This window comes from Chitinophaga sp. MM2321, assembly GCF_964033635.1.
Taxonomy (GTDB): domain Bacteria; phylum Bacteroidota; class Bacteroidia; order Chitinophagales; family Chitinophagaceae; genus Chitinophaga.
The window spans coordinates 5,449,951-5,463,334 of the sequence record NZ_OZ035533.1; the positions used below are offsets into that span (position 1 = coordinate 5,449,951).

At 45.7% G+C, this 13,384-nt stretch carries 12 protein-coding genes; 8 read left to right on the top strand and 4 right to left on the bottom strand.

The features are described 5' to 3' along the window. Positions 1-11: 11 nt before the first annotated feature. The 4 genes from ABQ275_RS21185 to ABQ275_RS21200 form a co-directional block, all read right to left on the bottom strand. Positions 12-959: a helix-hairpin-helix domain-containing protein gene (locus tag ABQ275_RS21185; protein WP_349315132.1), complete on the bottom strand. Its 948-nt coding sequence runs from the start codon at positions 957-959 to the stop codon at positions 12-14. A gap of 68 nt (positions 960-1,027) precedes the next feature. After that, entirely contained in the window at positions 1,028-1,789 is a 762-nt protein-coding gene (locus ABQ275_RS21190) for an MBL fold metallo-hydrolase (RefSeq protein WP_349315133.1), read from the bottom strand. Between the two features lie 24 nt (positions 1,790-1,813). Further along, positions 1,814-2,131, bottom strand: coding sequence for a hypothetical protein (locus ABQ275_RS21195; protein WP_349315134.1), 318 nt, complete (start codon positions 2,129-2,131; stop codon positions 1,814-1,816). A gap of 43 nt (positions 2,132-2,174) precedes the next feature. After that, on the bottom strand, positions 2,175-3,728 hold the full coding sequence (locus tag ABQ275_RS21200; RefSeq protein ID WP_349315135.1) for a response regulator: 1,554 nt from the start codon (positions 3,726-3,728) through the stop codon (positions 2,175-2,177). Between the two features lie 341 nt (positions 3,729-4,069). Between ABQ275_RS21200 and ABQ275_RS21205 the strand changes: the two genes are divergently transcribed. From ABQ275_RS21205 to ABQ275_RS21240, 8 genes are all read left to right on the top strand, one after another. Then, the gene (locus ABQ275_RS21205; RefSeq protein ID WP_349315136.1) at positions 4,070-5,296 is read left to right on the top strand and encodes an HD domain-containing protein; all 1,227 of its coding nucleotides are present in this window, start codon (positions 4,070-4,072) and stop codon (positions 5,294-5,296) included. 87 nt (positions 5,297-5,383) lie between these two features. Then, a complete protein-coding gene (lpxD, locus tag ABQ275_RS21210; protein ID WP_349315137.1) occupies positions 5,384-6,433 on the top strand; it encodes a UDP-3-O-(3-hydroxymyristoyl)glucosamine N-acyltransferase in 1,050 nt (349 codons plus the stop codon). 53 nt (positions 6,434-6,486) lie between these two features. Beyond that, positions 6,487-7,896 carry a bifunctional UDP-3-O-[3-hydroxymyristoyl] N-acetylglucosamine deacetylase/3-hydroxyacyl-ACP dehydratase gene (locus ABQ275_RS21215; RefSeq protein ID WP_349315138.1) on the top strand — a complete coding sequence of 470 codons (1,410 nt, stop codon included), beginning with the start codon at positions 6,487-6,489 and terminating at the stop codon, positions 7,894-7,896. Next, positions 7,893-8,693, top strand: coding sequence for an acyl-ACP--UDP-N-acetylglucosamine O-acyltransferase (gene lpxA / locus ABQ275_RS21220; protein WP_349315139.1), 801 nt, complete (start codon positions 7,893-7,895; stop codon positions 8,691-8,693). Before ABQ275_RS21215 ends, lpxA begins: the two co-directional genes overlap by 4 nt. Then, positions 8,677-9,294, top strand: a complete 618-nt coding sequence (locus tag ABQ275_RS21225; RefSeq protein ID WP_349315140.1) for an ATP-binding cassette domain-containing protein — start codon at positions 8,677-8,679, stop codon at positions 9,292-9,294. Before lpxA ends, ABQ275_RS21225 begins: the two co-directional genes overlap by 17 nt. Positions 9,295-9,452: 158 nt before the next feature. Continuing rightward, complete coding sequence (locus tag ABQ275_RS21230; RefSeq protein ID WP_349315141.1) at positions 9,453-10,724, top strand: MFS transporter; 1,272 nt, start codon at positions 9,453-9,455, stop codon at positions 10,722-10,724. 76 nt (positions 10,725-10,800) lie between these two features. Further along, positions 10,801-11,640 carry an MBL fold metallo-hydrolase gene (locus ABQ275_RS21235; RefSeq protein WP_349315142.1) on the top strand — a complete coding sequence of 280 codons (840 nt, stop codon included), beginning with the start codon at positions 10,801-10,803 and terminating at the stop codon, positions 11,638-11,640. A gap of 174 nt (positions 11,641-11,814) precedes the next feature. Next, positions 11,815-13,359 (top strand): helicase HerA-like domain-containing protein, encoded by a 1,545-nt coding sequence (locus ABQ275_RS21240; RefSeq protein WP_349315143.1) that lies wholly within the window; start codon positions 11,815-11,817, stop codon positions 13,357-13,359. Positions 13,360-13,384: the final 25 nt, after the last annotated feature.

Genomic DNA, 13,384 nt, shown 5'->3' on the forward strand with positions numbered 1-13,384 from the left:
AACGCGCAGGTTTAAAAAGTGATCTCAATGTAATGTTCAATTTTACGATAAATAATCTCATCCACCAACGGCAGGTTCAGGAGCTCGTTTGTACGTCTGAAACCCGCGTGGGCACTGCGATACTGTACAATCAAACGGGCCAGTTTATAGCGTATGTACGGGTGAGCTGCCAAAGATTTCTCATCTGCGAGGTTAAGGTCCAGTTTTTTTAGAGAACTATCACCTATCCGCAACAAAGGTTGAATTTTTTGAAATGTGGAGTCTGCTAAGCCATAGCATTCGCCTACCTGCGCTATAGCGTAAAATCCGCCCAGCTTGTCGCGGAAAGCCACCAGGCGACGCGCAAAGCCGGGACCTATGCCCGGCAATGCCTGCCAGGAAAGGGTATCGGCAGTATTTATATCCAGGAAACCCGTTGTCATTTTCCTGGGACCATACCTGCGCACACTGCTATCTCTTTTATAGTCTTTCCACTGATTGCGGGCGCTATCATGCCTGTTCCAGGTGTTATGTGCATAGTTACGGACAAAAGGCCGGTCATCTCCCGGAAATTTCCTGTCTGCTATCTGTACAAATGGTAATAACCGTTCGCATAAACCAGGAGATAAGCCATAGATCCGCTGCAGATCTGCCGGCTGTCTGAAACGCCCCCCTTTCAACAGGTATTGCTGAATAGTGCCTGCTGTACGCGCACTTACCCCCAGCTGCTGCCAGCCAGCCACAGACAAGGTGTTAGGATCAAAATTAAACAAGGGTAATGCTACCGGCGCTGTTAACTGTGCTTCAAATGCCTGTACGGTTGCCCGGAATGCGGTAGTATCGGGAACGGGTACACGCTGAAAATAAAAAAGCAGCTCCGGTGCGCCGCAGGTAGCCACCATCAGAACAAGCAGGGCCAGGATACCGGCACGTTCCCGCTTTGAGAACCGGAAATATTCTTTTGCAACATCCTTCCACATGGGTTAACAATTTCTACCCAAAAATAAAGGACCGCAAGCAGGAGTATGTTAATGGAAACTAAATGGTATTAAATTTCTATCGTCAGGCCGTCGTAAGCCAGTGCCGTTCCGGCCGGCAACTCTTTCGACACTTCATCATGCAACCCAAGCTGGTGACTGATATGCGTAAGATACACCTGTGGTACTTCCAGTTCTTTGCCCAGTGCAATGGCTTCTTCCAGCGTAAAGTGGGAGATATGTTTTTCGCGGCGGAGAGCGTTCAGTACCAGGATCTTTGAGCCGTGGATTTTCTCTTTTTCTTCCGGTGCTATAAAATTAGCATCTGTGATATAGGTAAAATCAGCGATCCTGAAACCCATGACCGGCATCTTGTGATGCATTACCTGTATAGGCGTTACCGTTAGTCCGCTTACCTGGAAAGGTTGGTCATCAATAGTTTTCAGGTTGATCTCCGGAATGCCGGGATATTTATATTCCGTAAATGCGTAAGCAAATTCACGCATGATCACATGCTGTGAAAATTCAGTGGCATAGATATCAATAGCGCCCCGCTGAAAATAGTTGAAGGCGCGGATATCATCCATACCGGCAATATGATCTTTATGTGAATGTGTGATGAGTACGGCTTCCAGGTGTTTCACTTTTGCACGCAGCATCTGGTAGCGGAAGTCGGGGGTGGTATCTACTACAATATTTCCTTCATTCGTCGCAATTAAAATACTACTCCTTAAACGATTATCTTTTTGATTGGAAGAAGAGCAAACCTCACAACTACAAGCTATTACCGGTACTCCCTGCGATGTGCCTGTTCCAAGAAATGTAACTTTCATCCCGATATCATTTGTCTTTTTTACCTATTCTGCATTTTCTTCCAATGTATCCGTGTTTTCGGATGCATCCGGCACTGGTTTACTGTTGAGGATCTGTTTATATAATTTGTGTGATTCCGTTGTCAGCAGTTCCTCGTTCAGCGGCAGGGTGGTCAGGATATCCAGTAATGTATTGATACGCCCTTCCAGGTTGAGGAATTTATTGATCACTACCACCTTTTTATGTTCAAGGATGCAATAGCCGGAGGTAAAAGTACCTTTTTCGAAACGCAGCACATATTTGGCGTCATCAAAAATCTTTTCCAGCTTGGTAAGGTTACCCGGTGTGATCTTGATATTCATCTGACAAAAATAATTAAAAGTTCGCGCAAAGATACGTTGAGAACTACTTGGACACGAACCTGGCTACCGGCACAATCATTTCTTCGAGTGAAATACCGCCGTGCTGGAAGGTATTGCGGTAATAGTTTACAAAATAGTTGTAATTATTCGGATAACAAAGGTACCCGTCTCCGCGGGCAAAGATGTAGGAAGAGTTGACATTGGGCTTTGGCAGACCGGCTTCTGACGGGTCTCTGAACGCCAGTACTTCCTTGGGGTCGTAGTTAAGGTTACGGCCGTGTTTATACCGCAGGTTGGTGGTGGTTTGTTTGTCGCCGATCACTTTCACCGGTGTTTTCACCCGTACGCTGCCATGGTCTGTAGCCAGGATCAGGTTAATTTTTTTATCGCTGAGCCGTTTCAGTGCCTGGTGCAGGGGGCTGTGTTCAAACCAGCTGGCGGTGATGGAGCGGTAAGAGGTTTCATCGCTGGCCAGTTCCTTGAGCACTTCCATTTCTGTGCGGGCATGACTGAGCATATCCACAAAATTATATACAATGATGCTCAGCGGGTAATCCAGCAGGTTGTGGATATTATTGAGCATATGCTGGGCATCCGCATGGTTGGTTACTTTAGTGTAGGAAAAGCGGGGATCCATCTTCAGATGCTTCAACTGTGCGGCAAAGAAGGTTTCTTCATACATATTTTTACCGCCTTCCTCATCATCATTCCGCCATTCTTCGGCAAACTTCCGTTCAATATCTATGGGCAACATGCCTGCAAAGATGGCGTTACGGCTGTATTGTGTGCTGGTAGGGAGGATACTGTAAAAAGTATCTTCTTCCATGAGCCGGAATGATTCCAGGAAAATGGGCAGGATGGCTTTGTATTGATCCAGCCGCAGGTTATCTATCAGTAAAAACACATTGGGTACTTCCGGGTCCAGGTTGGGGAGTACTTTGTCGCGGAACAGGGTATGCGACATTACGGGAGCTTCTTTTGCCTTTGGATGCAGCCAGTCGGAATAGTTTCTGCTGATAAATTTGGCAAATTCCGTGTTGGCTTCGGCTTTCTGGGTCTGGAATACCTCCAGCATTTCGGGGCTGTTGGCCTTTGTCATTTCCATTTCCCAGTAAACTAGCTTTTTGTAGATGTCCATCCACTCATTATAGTCGGGGTTGGAGCTGAGCGCCATAAACAGGGAGCGGAACTCCTGTTGATAGGCGATGGTAGTTTTTTCTGCTACCAGCCTTTTGTTGTCAATTATTTTTTTGAGAGATAATAATACCTGGTTAGGATTAACGGGTTTGATGAGATAATCTGTTATCTGTGAGCCGATTGCGTCGTCCATTACGTTTTCCGCTTCATTTTTGGTGATCAGCACTACCGGGATCTGCTGATCGATCTCTTTGATCTTTCCCAGCGTTTCCAGGCCGGTAATGCCGGGCATGGACTCATCCAGGAGTACTACATCCACTACCTGTTCTTTGAGGAATTCCAGGGCATCGTAGCCGTTTGTAAGGGCAGATACCTTATAACCTTTGCTTTCCAAAAAAATGATCTGTGATTTTAAAGACTCTATTTCATCATCTACCCAAAGTATATTTATCTGGCTCATAGTTCGTTTTAAAGGTTCCTAAAAAAGAAAATTACCCTTTATTTTTGGCAAAAATCGTTCCCCGTCGATCATTTGCCGGTAATTATATGTTAAAAAGAAAATATCCTGTTAAAATGATAGCGGCAAAACGCGGGGCGGGTCTTAAAGTTATTTACCTTCGCACACACGACCATTCATACCTGTAACCTACCAACTGTTTTTTTACTGTAATAGGGGTTTAGAAGATTAAAAGCGTCATTATAAGTAAAAAAAATACATATAATTAATTCATAGTGTAGTTTTGCATATTGGCACTTAGGATTTAGGATGCGATAACATCCCAGATTGATTAATTTGATGCAATGACCGAACGCAAGCGAAAAATTGTTAATGATCCGGTGTATGGCTTTATTACCATAGATCACCCGTTGATTTTTAACCTCATTTCCCATCCATATTACCAGCGGCTTCGCCGTATACACCAGATGGCGCTGGCTCATCTTGTGTACCCTGGTGCTATGCATACGCGTTTTCATCATAGCCTGGGTGCGTATCATCTGATGACGATGGCGCTGCAGGAGTTGAGAAGCAAGGGCGTGGAAATTTCCACAGAAGAAGAAGTAGCCGCCAAAATGGCCATTCTGCTGCATGATATCGGGCATGGTCCGTATTCGCACGCATTGGAGAATGGTATTATTGAGGGGGTGTCTCACGAGGAAATATCCCAGTGGCTGATGGAGGACCTGAATAAACAGATGGATGGCGCCTTGTCGCTGACCCTCGATATTTTTAATGGCAGGTATCATAAGAAATTCCTGCATCAGTTGGTTTCCAGCCAGTTAGATGTAGATCGGATGGATTATCTGAACCGCGACAGCTTTTTCACGGGTGTAGCCGAAGGTACTATCGGGTACGACCGGATTATAAAAATGCTCACCGTACATCACGGGGAGCTGATGGTGGAGGAGAAAGGTATATATTCAATAGAGAAGTTTATTATAGCCCGCCGCCTCATGTACTGGCAGGTATATCTGCATAAAACGGTGCTGAGTGCGGAAAACATGCTGGTAAAGATACTGGTAAGGGCCAAAGCACTGGCACAGGACGGGCAACAACTGTTCTGTTCACCTGCGTTGGAATATTTTCTGTACAATACCGTTACCAAAAACAATTTTGAGCGGGAGCCGGATTGCCTGCGTTTGTTTTGCATGTTGGACGACTATGACCTGATGGGTGCAATAAAAGTGTGGGCCACACATAGCGACAGCGTATTGTCGCTATTGTGTAAATGGCTAATAAACAGGGATTTATTCAAAGTGGTACTTAATAATGAACCGTTTGACACCAGCATCCTCGACCACCTTCGGCAACAGGTGGCACAAAAATGGGACATAAAGCAAACCGATCTTGATTATTTCGTGTTTTCAGATGTAGCCTCCCTGCGGGCCTATAATGTAAACGATGAAAAGATCAATATCCTTTTTAAAGATGGAACTGTAAAAGACATTTCCTCCATCGACAATGCACTGATTAGTCATACGCTGGCTATACCGGTAAAAAAATTCTACATTTGTCATCCAAAAATCTAGGCTAACAACGTTTTCTTAAACATTAAGATGTTAAAGAATAAGTTTATACAATCCGGAGTAGCCTGGAAAACATTACAAATTTAAATTATGCAGTTTAGCGCATTACAGTTAGCTACCATGTTAGATGGTAAGCTGGAGGGAAATCCGGACGTTAAAGTGAGCAACATCGCCAAGATCGAAGAGGCTGGTGAAGGGATGCTCAGTTTTATTGCCAATCCTAAGTATGAAGAGTTCATATATACCACCAATGCTTCCATTCTGATCGTCAATGAAAGCCTGGTGATAGAGCGGCCTATCCATGCTACCCTTATCCGGGTGAAAGATGCTTATAGCAGCTTCGCCCTGCTGCTGGAACAATACCGTTACCTGACCGGTAACAAATCCGGTATCCAGCAGCCATCATATATTCCCCAGTCTGTAAAGATGGGAGACAACGTTTTCGTGGGTGCTTTTGCATACCTCGGTGAAAATGTAGTGCTTGGCAACAACGTAAAAATATACCCTGGCGTATATCTCGGCGATAATGTGATCGTAAATAACGACGCGGTATTATATCCCGGTGTGAAAGTATACGATAACTGTATTGTTGGAAGCCGGGTGATCCTGCATGCAGGTTGTGTAATTGGTGGCGACGGCTTTGGCTTTGCGCCGCAGCCGGATGGCTCCTATAAAAAGGTACCCCAGATCGGTAATGTGGTGATCCATGATGAAGTGGAAATAGGCGCTAATACAACTATCGACAGGGCTACCATGGGATCTACCGTGATCCGCAAAGGTGTGAAACTGGATAACCTGATCCAGGTAGCGCATAATGTGGACATTGGCACCAATACCGTGATAGCAGCGCAAACAGGCGTTTCCGGCAGTACAAAAATAGGCCAGAGCTGTGTGATCGGCGGACAGGTAGGTATGGTGGGTCACATCCATATTGCGGATGGCACCAAGATCAATGCACAGAGCGGTTTGTCCAAGTCTGTCACCACTCCTAACACCTCTCTTACCGGTTCTCCGGCGTACGATTATAAAAGTTCCCTAAAAAGTCAGGCAATTTTTAGAAATTTGCCGGACCTTGAAAAGAGAGTAAAGGAATTGGAAGAAATGGTTAGACAACTGCTCCAGGAAAGGGCAGGTGTGTAACATATTGAAGATAAAACAGTTATATATTAGTTAATATGATTGAAAATCAACAGATGCAAAATCAGCACACACTGAAAGGCGATATCAGCATTTCGGGTGTGGGTTTGCATACAGGCACCAGTGTAAACATGATCCTGAAACCGGCATCGCCCGGTTTTGGTATTAAATTCCAACGTACAGACCTGCCCAACCAGCCAGTTGTTAAAGCGGATGTAGACTATGTAGTAGATACGGCACGCGGCACCACGCTGGAACATAACGGCGCCCGCGTAAGCACCGTAGAACACCTGCTGGCGGCCCTGGTAGGTACCGGTGTGGACAACGTACTGATAGAACTGGATGGCCCCGAAATTCCTATCATGGATGGCAGCTCCCTGCCTTTCATTGAAGCAATTGAAGCACTCGGTATCCAGGATCAGGACGCAAAAAAGATCTATTACACCATAGATACCAACATCAGCTATTACGACGAGCAGAAAAAAGTGGAAATGGTAGCACTGCCTGCCGTGGATTACCGCGTTACCTGCCTGATCGACTTTAACTCCCCTGTACTGGGCACCCAGCACGCTAAAATGAAGGGGATTGAGGCGTTCCGGTCAGAAATAGCTTCTTCCCGTACCTTCTGCTTCCTGCATGAGCTGGAATACCTGTTGAACAACAACCTGATCAAAGGCGGCGATATCAACAACGCTATCGTAGTCGTAGACAGGGCCGTGAATGAAGACGATATGGCGCGCCTGGCAAAAGCCTTTAACCGCGAAACCATTGCCGTACAACGTGAAGGCATCCTCAATAACATTGAGCTGCGTTTCCCGAATGAACCTGCCCGTCATAAACTACTGGACGTAATCGGCGATCTGGCCCTGATTGGTTATCCTATCAAGGCACATATCATCGCTAACCGTCCCGGTCATGCTTCCAACGTGGAGTTTGCCCGTAAGATCAAGGCATATATCAAAAAGCACAAGCACAATAAGGACGTACCTGTTTACGACCCTAACCAGCCACCTGTATTTGACACCCCACGTATTGAAAGAACGCTGCCGCACCGTTATCCGATGCTGCTGGTAGATAAAATCATCGAACTGGGTGAAGAGCGTGTGGTAGGAATCAAAAATGTTACCTTTAATGAACACTTTTTCCAGGGTCACTTTCCTGGAAACCCTGTAATGCCGGGTGTATTACAACTGGAAGCACTGGCGCAGGTGGGTGGTATCCTGGCGCTGAACCGCGTTCCTGATCCGGAGAACTATGATACCTATTTTCTGAAAATCGACAACTGTAAATTTAAACAGAAAGTTGTTCCGGGAGATACCATGATACTGAAAATGGAGCTGTTAAGCCCTATCAGAAGAGGTCTTGTAGAAATGCGGGGAACGGTTTTCATTGGCAATAAAGTAGCGACGGAAGCCGACATGATAGCACAAATTATAAAAACAAGAGAAGGCAAATCACAGCAATGATCCACCCGCTTACATACATACATCCGGACGCCAAAGTTGCGCCTAATGTAAAAATTGATCCGTTCACCGTTATTCACAAAAACGTAGAAATCGGCGACGGCACCTGGATTGGCTCCAATGTTACTATCATGGAAGGAGCCCGGATCGGCAAAAACTGCCGCATCTTTCCGGGAGCAGTCATTGCTGCCATCCCCCAGGATTTGAAATTTGCGGGTGAAGAAACAACGGTGGAAATAGGAGACAATACTACTATCCGTGAATATGTGACCATTAACCGTGGCACCAAAGACAAATGGAAGACCATCATCGGCAATAACTGCCTGATCATGGCATACAGCCATATTGCACACGATTGCGAAGTAGGTAACTACTGCGTATTTTCCAATAACACGACCCTCGCCGGTCATATTACCGTTGGTAATAACGTAGTACTGGCGGGTATGGTGGCCATTCAGCAATTTTGTAAAGTAGGCGATCATGCCTTTGTTACAGGTGGCTCCATGGTGCGTAAAGATGTACCTCCTTTTGTAAAAGCAGCCCGCGAGCCGCTGTCTTATGTGGGTGTAAATTCCGTAGGACTGAAAAGAAGGGGTTATTCACTGGAAAAAATCAATCATATCCTGGATATTTACCGTGTGATATTTGTAAAAGGATATAAATTATCCAAAGCCATCAGCATCATTGAAGCAGAATTTCCTGCTACTGATGAAAGAGATGAAATACTCTCCTTCATACGTGAGTCCGGCCGCGGAATTATGCGAGGTTATACTTCCCGTACCAATGACGATATCTCTTAACCAGATCGGTAAACGCTTTAATTACGACTGGATTTTTCGTCGTGTAACCCTCACCTTTAGTGAAGGGCAACATTATGCGATACTGGGACCTAACGGTTCAGGGAAATCAACATTATTACAGGTGATCAGCGGCGCTATTCAACACAATGAAGGCACCCTTTTATACAGCACACCGGAAAAACCCATCTCTCCCGATGCGTTTTTCCGGTATTGTGCCATTGCAGCCCCTTATCTTGAACTGGTAGAAGAATTCACCCTCACTGAAATCATCACCTTCCACCTCCAGTTCAAAAACTTTCTTCCCGGCATCACACCCGCTAAAGCCATGCAACTGGTAGGACTTGAAAAAGCCGCCGGAAAGCAGCTACGCAACTTTTCTTCCGGTATGAAGCAGCGTATCAAGCTGGCACTGGCCATCTTCTCAGATGTACCGGTACTCCTGCTGGATGAACCCTGCACCAACCTGGACATTGCCGGTATCCAACTCTATCAGCAACTGATCAATGAATATGGCGGCAACCGCCTCATCATTGTAAGCTCCAACGATGAACAGGAATACTTCATGTGCAAACACCACCTGCATATAACGGACTACAAGTGATATATGAATTTTTTGATTTTGGAATTTTGTTATTTGGTTTCAAAGGTGGTCTGCCACTGATATTAAATAACAAAATCTCAAAATTCGAAAATCAAAAAATCCCAAAATATTCTTTTATTATCTTCGTTATCGGCTAATAACCAATAGCTGTACGCTTTATGCAGACTGCGAGTAAAAAAGTGATTAATGGCTGGGCCATGTATGACTGGGCTAACTCGGTATACAACCTCGTAATCACTACTACCTTTTTCCCTATTTATTTCTTAGCGGTTACAGATGAACATGTTTCTTTCCTGGGATTGCATTTTGTCAACTCCGCCCTGTACAACTACACCATGGCCGCGGCCTTTCTGCTCGTAGCCATCGCCTCTCCCATCCTGTCGTCTATTGCAGATACAAGGGGAAACAAGAAGAATTTCCTGCGTTTCTTTACGCTACTGGGAGCTGTTTCCTGCTGTGCTTTATATTTCTTTGATAAAAGCACGTTAGGGTTAGGCGTATTTGCTTTCATGCTCGCTACCATAGGCTATTGCGGTGGCCTCGTTTTCTACAACTCCTATCTTCCTGAAATTGCAGCGCCCGAAGACCGTGACCGGATAAGTGCCCGGGGATTCAGTATGGGATATACAGGTAGTGTGCTGTTGCAGCTGATAGGTTTTGCCCTCGTTGTGATCAAGCCATTTGGTATGGACGATGTAAAGCCGGTACAACTCACCTTTTTACTCGTTGGTATCTGGTGGATAGGTTTTGCACAGATCACCTTTGCAAGGCTACCTACCAGCAAAGGCACGGTAAGCAAACATTCCGGCAGCACCCTGACAGACGGCTTCACCGAATTACGTAAAGTATATGCACAGGTAAAGGTGATGCCGGTACTAAAAAGATTCCTGCGGGGATTTTTCTTTTACAGCATGGGTGTACAAACGGTTATGATGGCCGCTACCATCTTCGGTAGCAAAGTATTACACCTGCCTGCTGATAAGCTCATTGCCACCGTGGTGATCATCCAGGTGGTGGCTATCGCCGGTGCATGGAGTATAGCAAGGCTTTCGGGCCGGTTTGGAAATCTTCGTGTATTGATTGCCGTTGTCATCATATGGATAGGCATCTGTATCGCCGGATATAAAATGCAGACTGCCATGCACTTCTACCTGCTGGCAACCGCCGTAGGACTGGTAATGGGTGGCATACAATCACTCAGTCGTTCCACTTATGCGAAACTGATGCCGGAAACAACAGATACAGCCAGCTTCTTCAGCTATTATGATGTTACCGAAAAGCTATCCATTGTAATAGGAATGTTCTCTTTTGCGTATATTGATGACCTGACCAATGACATGCGTAACTCCGTGCTGGCACTGGTAGTGTTTTTTGTTATCGGGCTTACCTGGATTATATCTGCGTTACGGAAGCAGCAACAAATCAGTTAAGCATTTGGTTATTCAGGTATTTAGTTATTTTTTAAATACCTGAATAACCAAATATTAAAATACTAAACTCTTTATCATGAAATTATACACCATAGAAACCGGATTCTTCAAACTCGATGGTGGCGCTATGTTTGGCGTAGTGCCCAAGTCCATCTGGAATAAACTCAACCCGGCAGACGAGCGTAATTTATGTACCTGGGCCGCACGCTGTTTACTGATTGAAGACGGGAAACGGCTCATTCTCATCGACAATGGTATCGGCGATAAACAGGATGCAAAATTCTTTAGTCACTATTACCTGCACGGGGATGCCACACTGGATAAATCCCTCGCTGCACATGGCTTCCACCGGGATGATATTACCGATGTTTTTTTAACACACCTCCATTTTGATCATTGCGGCGGCAGCATTATAAGAACGGGAGACAAACTGGTGCCTGCCTTTAAAAATGCTACGTACTGGAGTAATGCCGATCACTGGAAATGGGCTACACACCCCAATGACCGCGAGAAAGCATCTTTTCTGAAAGAAAATATCCTGCCCATACAGGAAAGTGGGCAGCTTAAATTTATTGACCATACCGAGGGTATCTCTTTTACGGATAATATCTCTATCCGCTTCGCCAATGGACATACAGATGCCATGATGCTGCCACAGATCAGCTACCGTGATAAAACGATTGTCTATATGGCTGATCTGCTGCCCTCTGTGGCACATATCCCGCTGCCTTATGTAATGGCTTATGATATGTTTCCGCTGACCACCCTCACCGAAAAGAAAAGCTTTTTACAGGAAGCGGCAGACAAACAATATGTGCTGTTTTTTGAACACGATCCGGCTATAGAATGCTGCGTCCTGCAACAAACAGAAAAAGGCATCCGTGCAGGCAATACCTTTGCGCTGAGCGAGCTTTAATAATATTTTTTGATTTTGAGATTTTTTGATTTTGAGATTTGAAATGCAGCGGAGATCATCAATATAAATCTCCGCTGCATTTCAAATCTCAAAATCAAAAAATTCCAAAATCAAAAAATCTCTAGGGCTGGAATCACACCATGCTTTTTATTATCTTCATAAAAAATTCACACCATGGCCAATAAAGATGCATTTCTGGAGTCTATAAAGAACGGCTATACATTTAAAGGCGAGCATTTCAAACTGGGCTGTGCTATGCTGGATGGTGAAGTAGTGACCGGCGCTGATGTATTCCTGCCACTGAAAATGATGAACCGTCATGGGCTGATTGCCGGCGCCACAGGTACCGGTAAAACAAAGACCCTACAGATCATTGCCGAGGGTCTGAGCGATGCCAGTGTCCCCGTACTACTGATGGACATCAAAGGTGATCTGAGTGGCATTGCTGCCGCCGGCACCGACAACCCCAAAATAGCAGAACGATACCAGAAAATAGGTGGCACCTGGAGCGCAGCGGCCTACCCTTCTGAACTGCTGTCTCTGAGCCAGGAAAAAGGTGTTCGTTTACGCGCTACCGTTAGTGAATTCGGACCTGTCCTGCTCACTAAAATACTGGAGCTGAACGACACGCAAGGCGGCCTGGTAGCCATGTTGTTTAAATATTGCGACGACAACAAACTACCGCTCCTCGACCTGAAAGACTTCAAGAAAATATTACAGTATTGCAGTGATGCAGGTAAAGCCGACATGGAAAAGGACTATGGGAAAATATCTACCACCTCCACCGGCACCATCCTGCGTAAAGTCATAGAACTGGAACAACAGGGCGCCGAATTATTTTTCGGAGAGAAATCATTTGAAGTAGATGACCTGATGCGTATCAGCGATGATGGCCGTGGTATGATCTCCATACTCCGTGTAAATGATATCCAGGATCGCCCGAAACTCTTTTCCACCTTCATGCTTAGCCTGCTGGCGGAGTTGTATGCCACCCTTCCAGAAGAAGGTGATATGGACAAACCCAAGCTGGTTATGTTTATAGATGAAGCACATCTGATCTTCAACGAAGCCAGCGACGCACTGCTCAAACAGATAGACACCATCATAAAACTGATCCGCTCCAAAGGCGTAGGCATTTTCTTCTGTACGCAAAACCCGATGGATGTTCCCGCATCTGTACTGGGACAACTGGGTTTAAAAGTACAGCACGCCCTGCGCGCCTTTACGGCCAATGATCGTAAAACCATCAAACAAACAGCAGAGAACTATCCGCTGTCCGACTTCTACAAAACAGATGACCTGCTCACGCAGATAGGTATCGGGGAAGCCCTCATTACCTGCCTGAATGAAAAAGGGGTGCCTACTCCGCTCGCAGCCACCATGCTCACTTCGCCGCGGTCACGTATGGATGTATTAACACCCGCTGAAATAGACGGTCTTGTTAACAATTCCAAGCTGGTGAAAAAATACAGCCAGGTAATTGACAGCGAGAGCGCCTATGAAATACTGACAGCGAAATTGCAGGACGCTGCGGAGAAAACAGCCGCTGCACCAGCCGCCCAAACAGGTAAAGGCAAAGAAGAAAAAGGCATGTTCGAACAGGTACTGGAAAGCTCCGCTATGAAACAGGCTGGCCGTACGGCCGCCAACATTATCACGCGCAGCCTGCTGGGTGCACTGGGGCTTGGTGGAAAAAGCAGTAAAAAGAGTTGGTTTTAACATATAATCATACCTGGTCCAACTG

Bases quoted from the DNA above. Each gene is read 5' to 3' on its own strand.
- ABQ275_RS21185 (WP_349315132.1), bottom strand. From the start codon at position 959: ATGTGGAAGGATGTTGCAAAAGAATATTTCCGGTTCTCAAAGCGGGAA.
- ABQ275_RS21190 (WP_349315133.1), bottom strand. From the start codon at position 1,789: ATGAAAGTTACATTTCTTGGAACAGGCACATCGCAGGGAGTACCGGTA.
- ABQ275_RS21195 (WP_349315134.1), bottom strand. From the start codon at position 2,131: ATGAATATCAAGATCACACCGGGTAACCTTACCAAGCTGGAAAAGATT.
- ABQ275_RS21200 (WP_349315135.1), bottom strand. From the start codon at position 3,728: ATGAGCCAGATAAATATACTTTGGGTAGATGATGAAATAGAGTCTTTA.
- ABQ275_RS21205 (WP_349315136.1), top strand. From the start codon at position 4,070: ATGACCGAACGCAAGCGAAAAATTGTTAATGATCCGGTGTATGGCTTT.
- lpxD (WP_349315137.1), top strand. From the start codon at position 5,384: ATGCAGTTTAGCGCATTACAGTTAGCTACCATGTTAGATGGTAAGCTG.
- ABQ275_RS21215 (WP_349315138.1), top strand. From the start codon at position 6,487: ATGCAAAATCAGCACACACTGAAAGGCGATATCAGCATTTCGGGTGTG.
- lpxA (WP_349315139.1), top strand. From the start codon at position 7,893: ATGATCCACCCGCTTACATACATACATCCGGACGCCAAAGTTGCGCCT.
- ABQ275_RS21225 (WP_349315140.1), top strand. From the start codon at position 8,677: ATGACGATATCTCTTAACCAGATCGGTAAACGCTTTAATTACGACTGG.
- ABQ275_RS21230 (WP_349315141.1), top strand. From the start codon at position 9,453: ATGCAGACTGCGAGTAAAAAAGTGATTAATGGCTGGGCCATGTATGAC.
- ABQ275_RS21235 (WP_349315142.1), top strand. From the start codon at position 10,801: ATGAAATTATACACCATAGAAACCGGATTCTTCAAACTCGATGGTGGC.
- ABQ275_RS21240 (WP_349315143.1), top strand. From the start codon at position 11,815: ATGGCCAATAAAGATGCATTTCTGGAGTCTATAAAGAACGGCTATACA.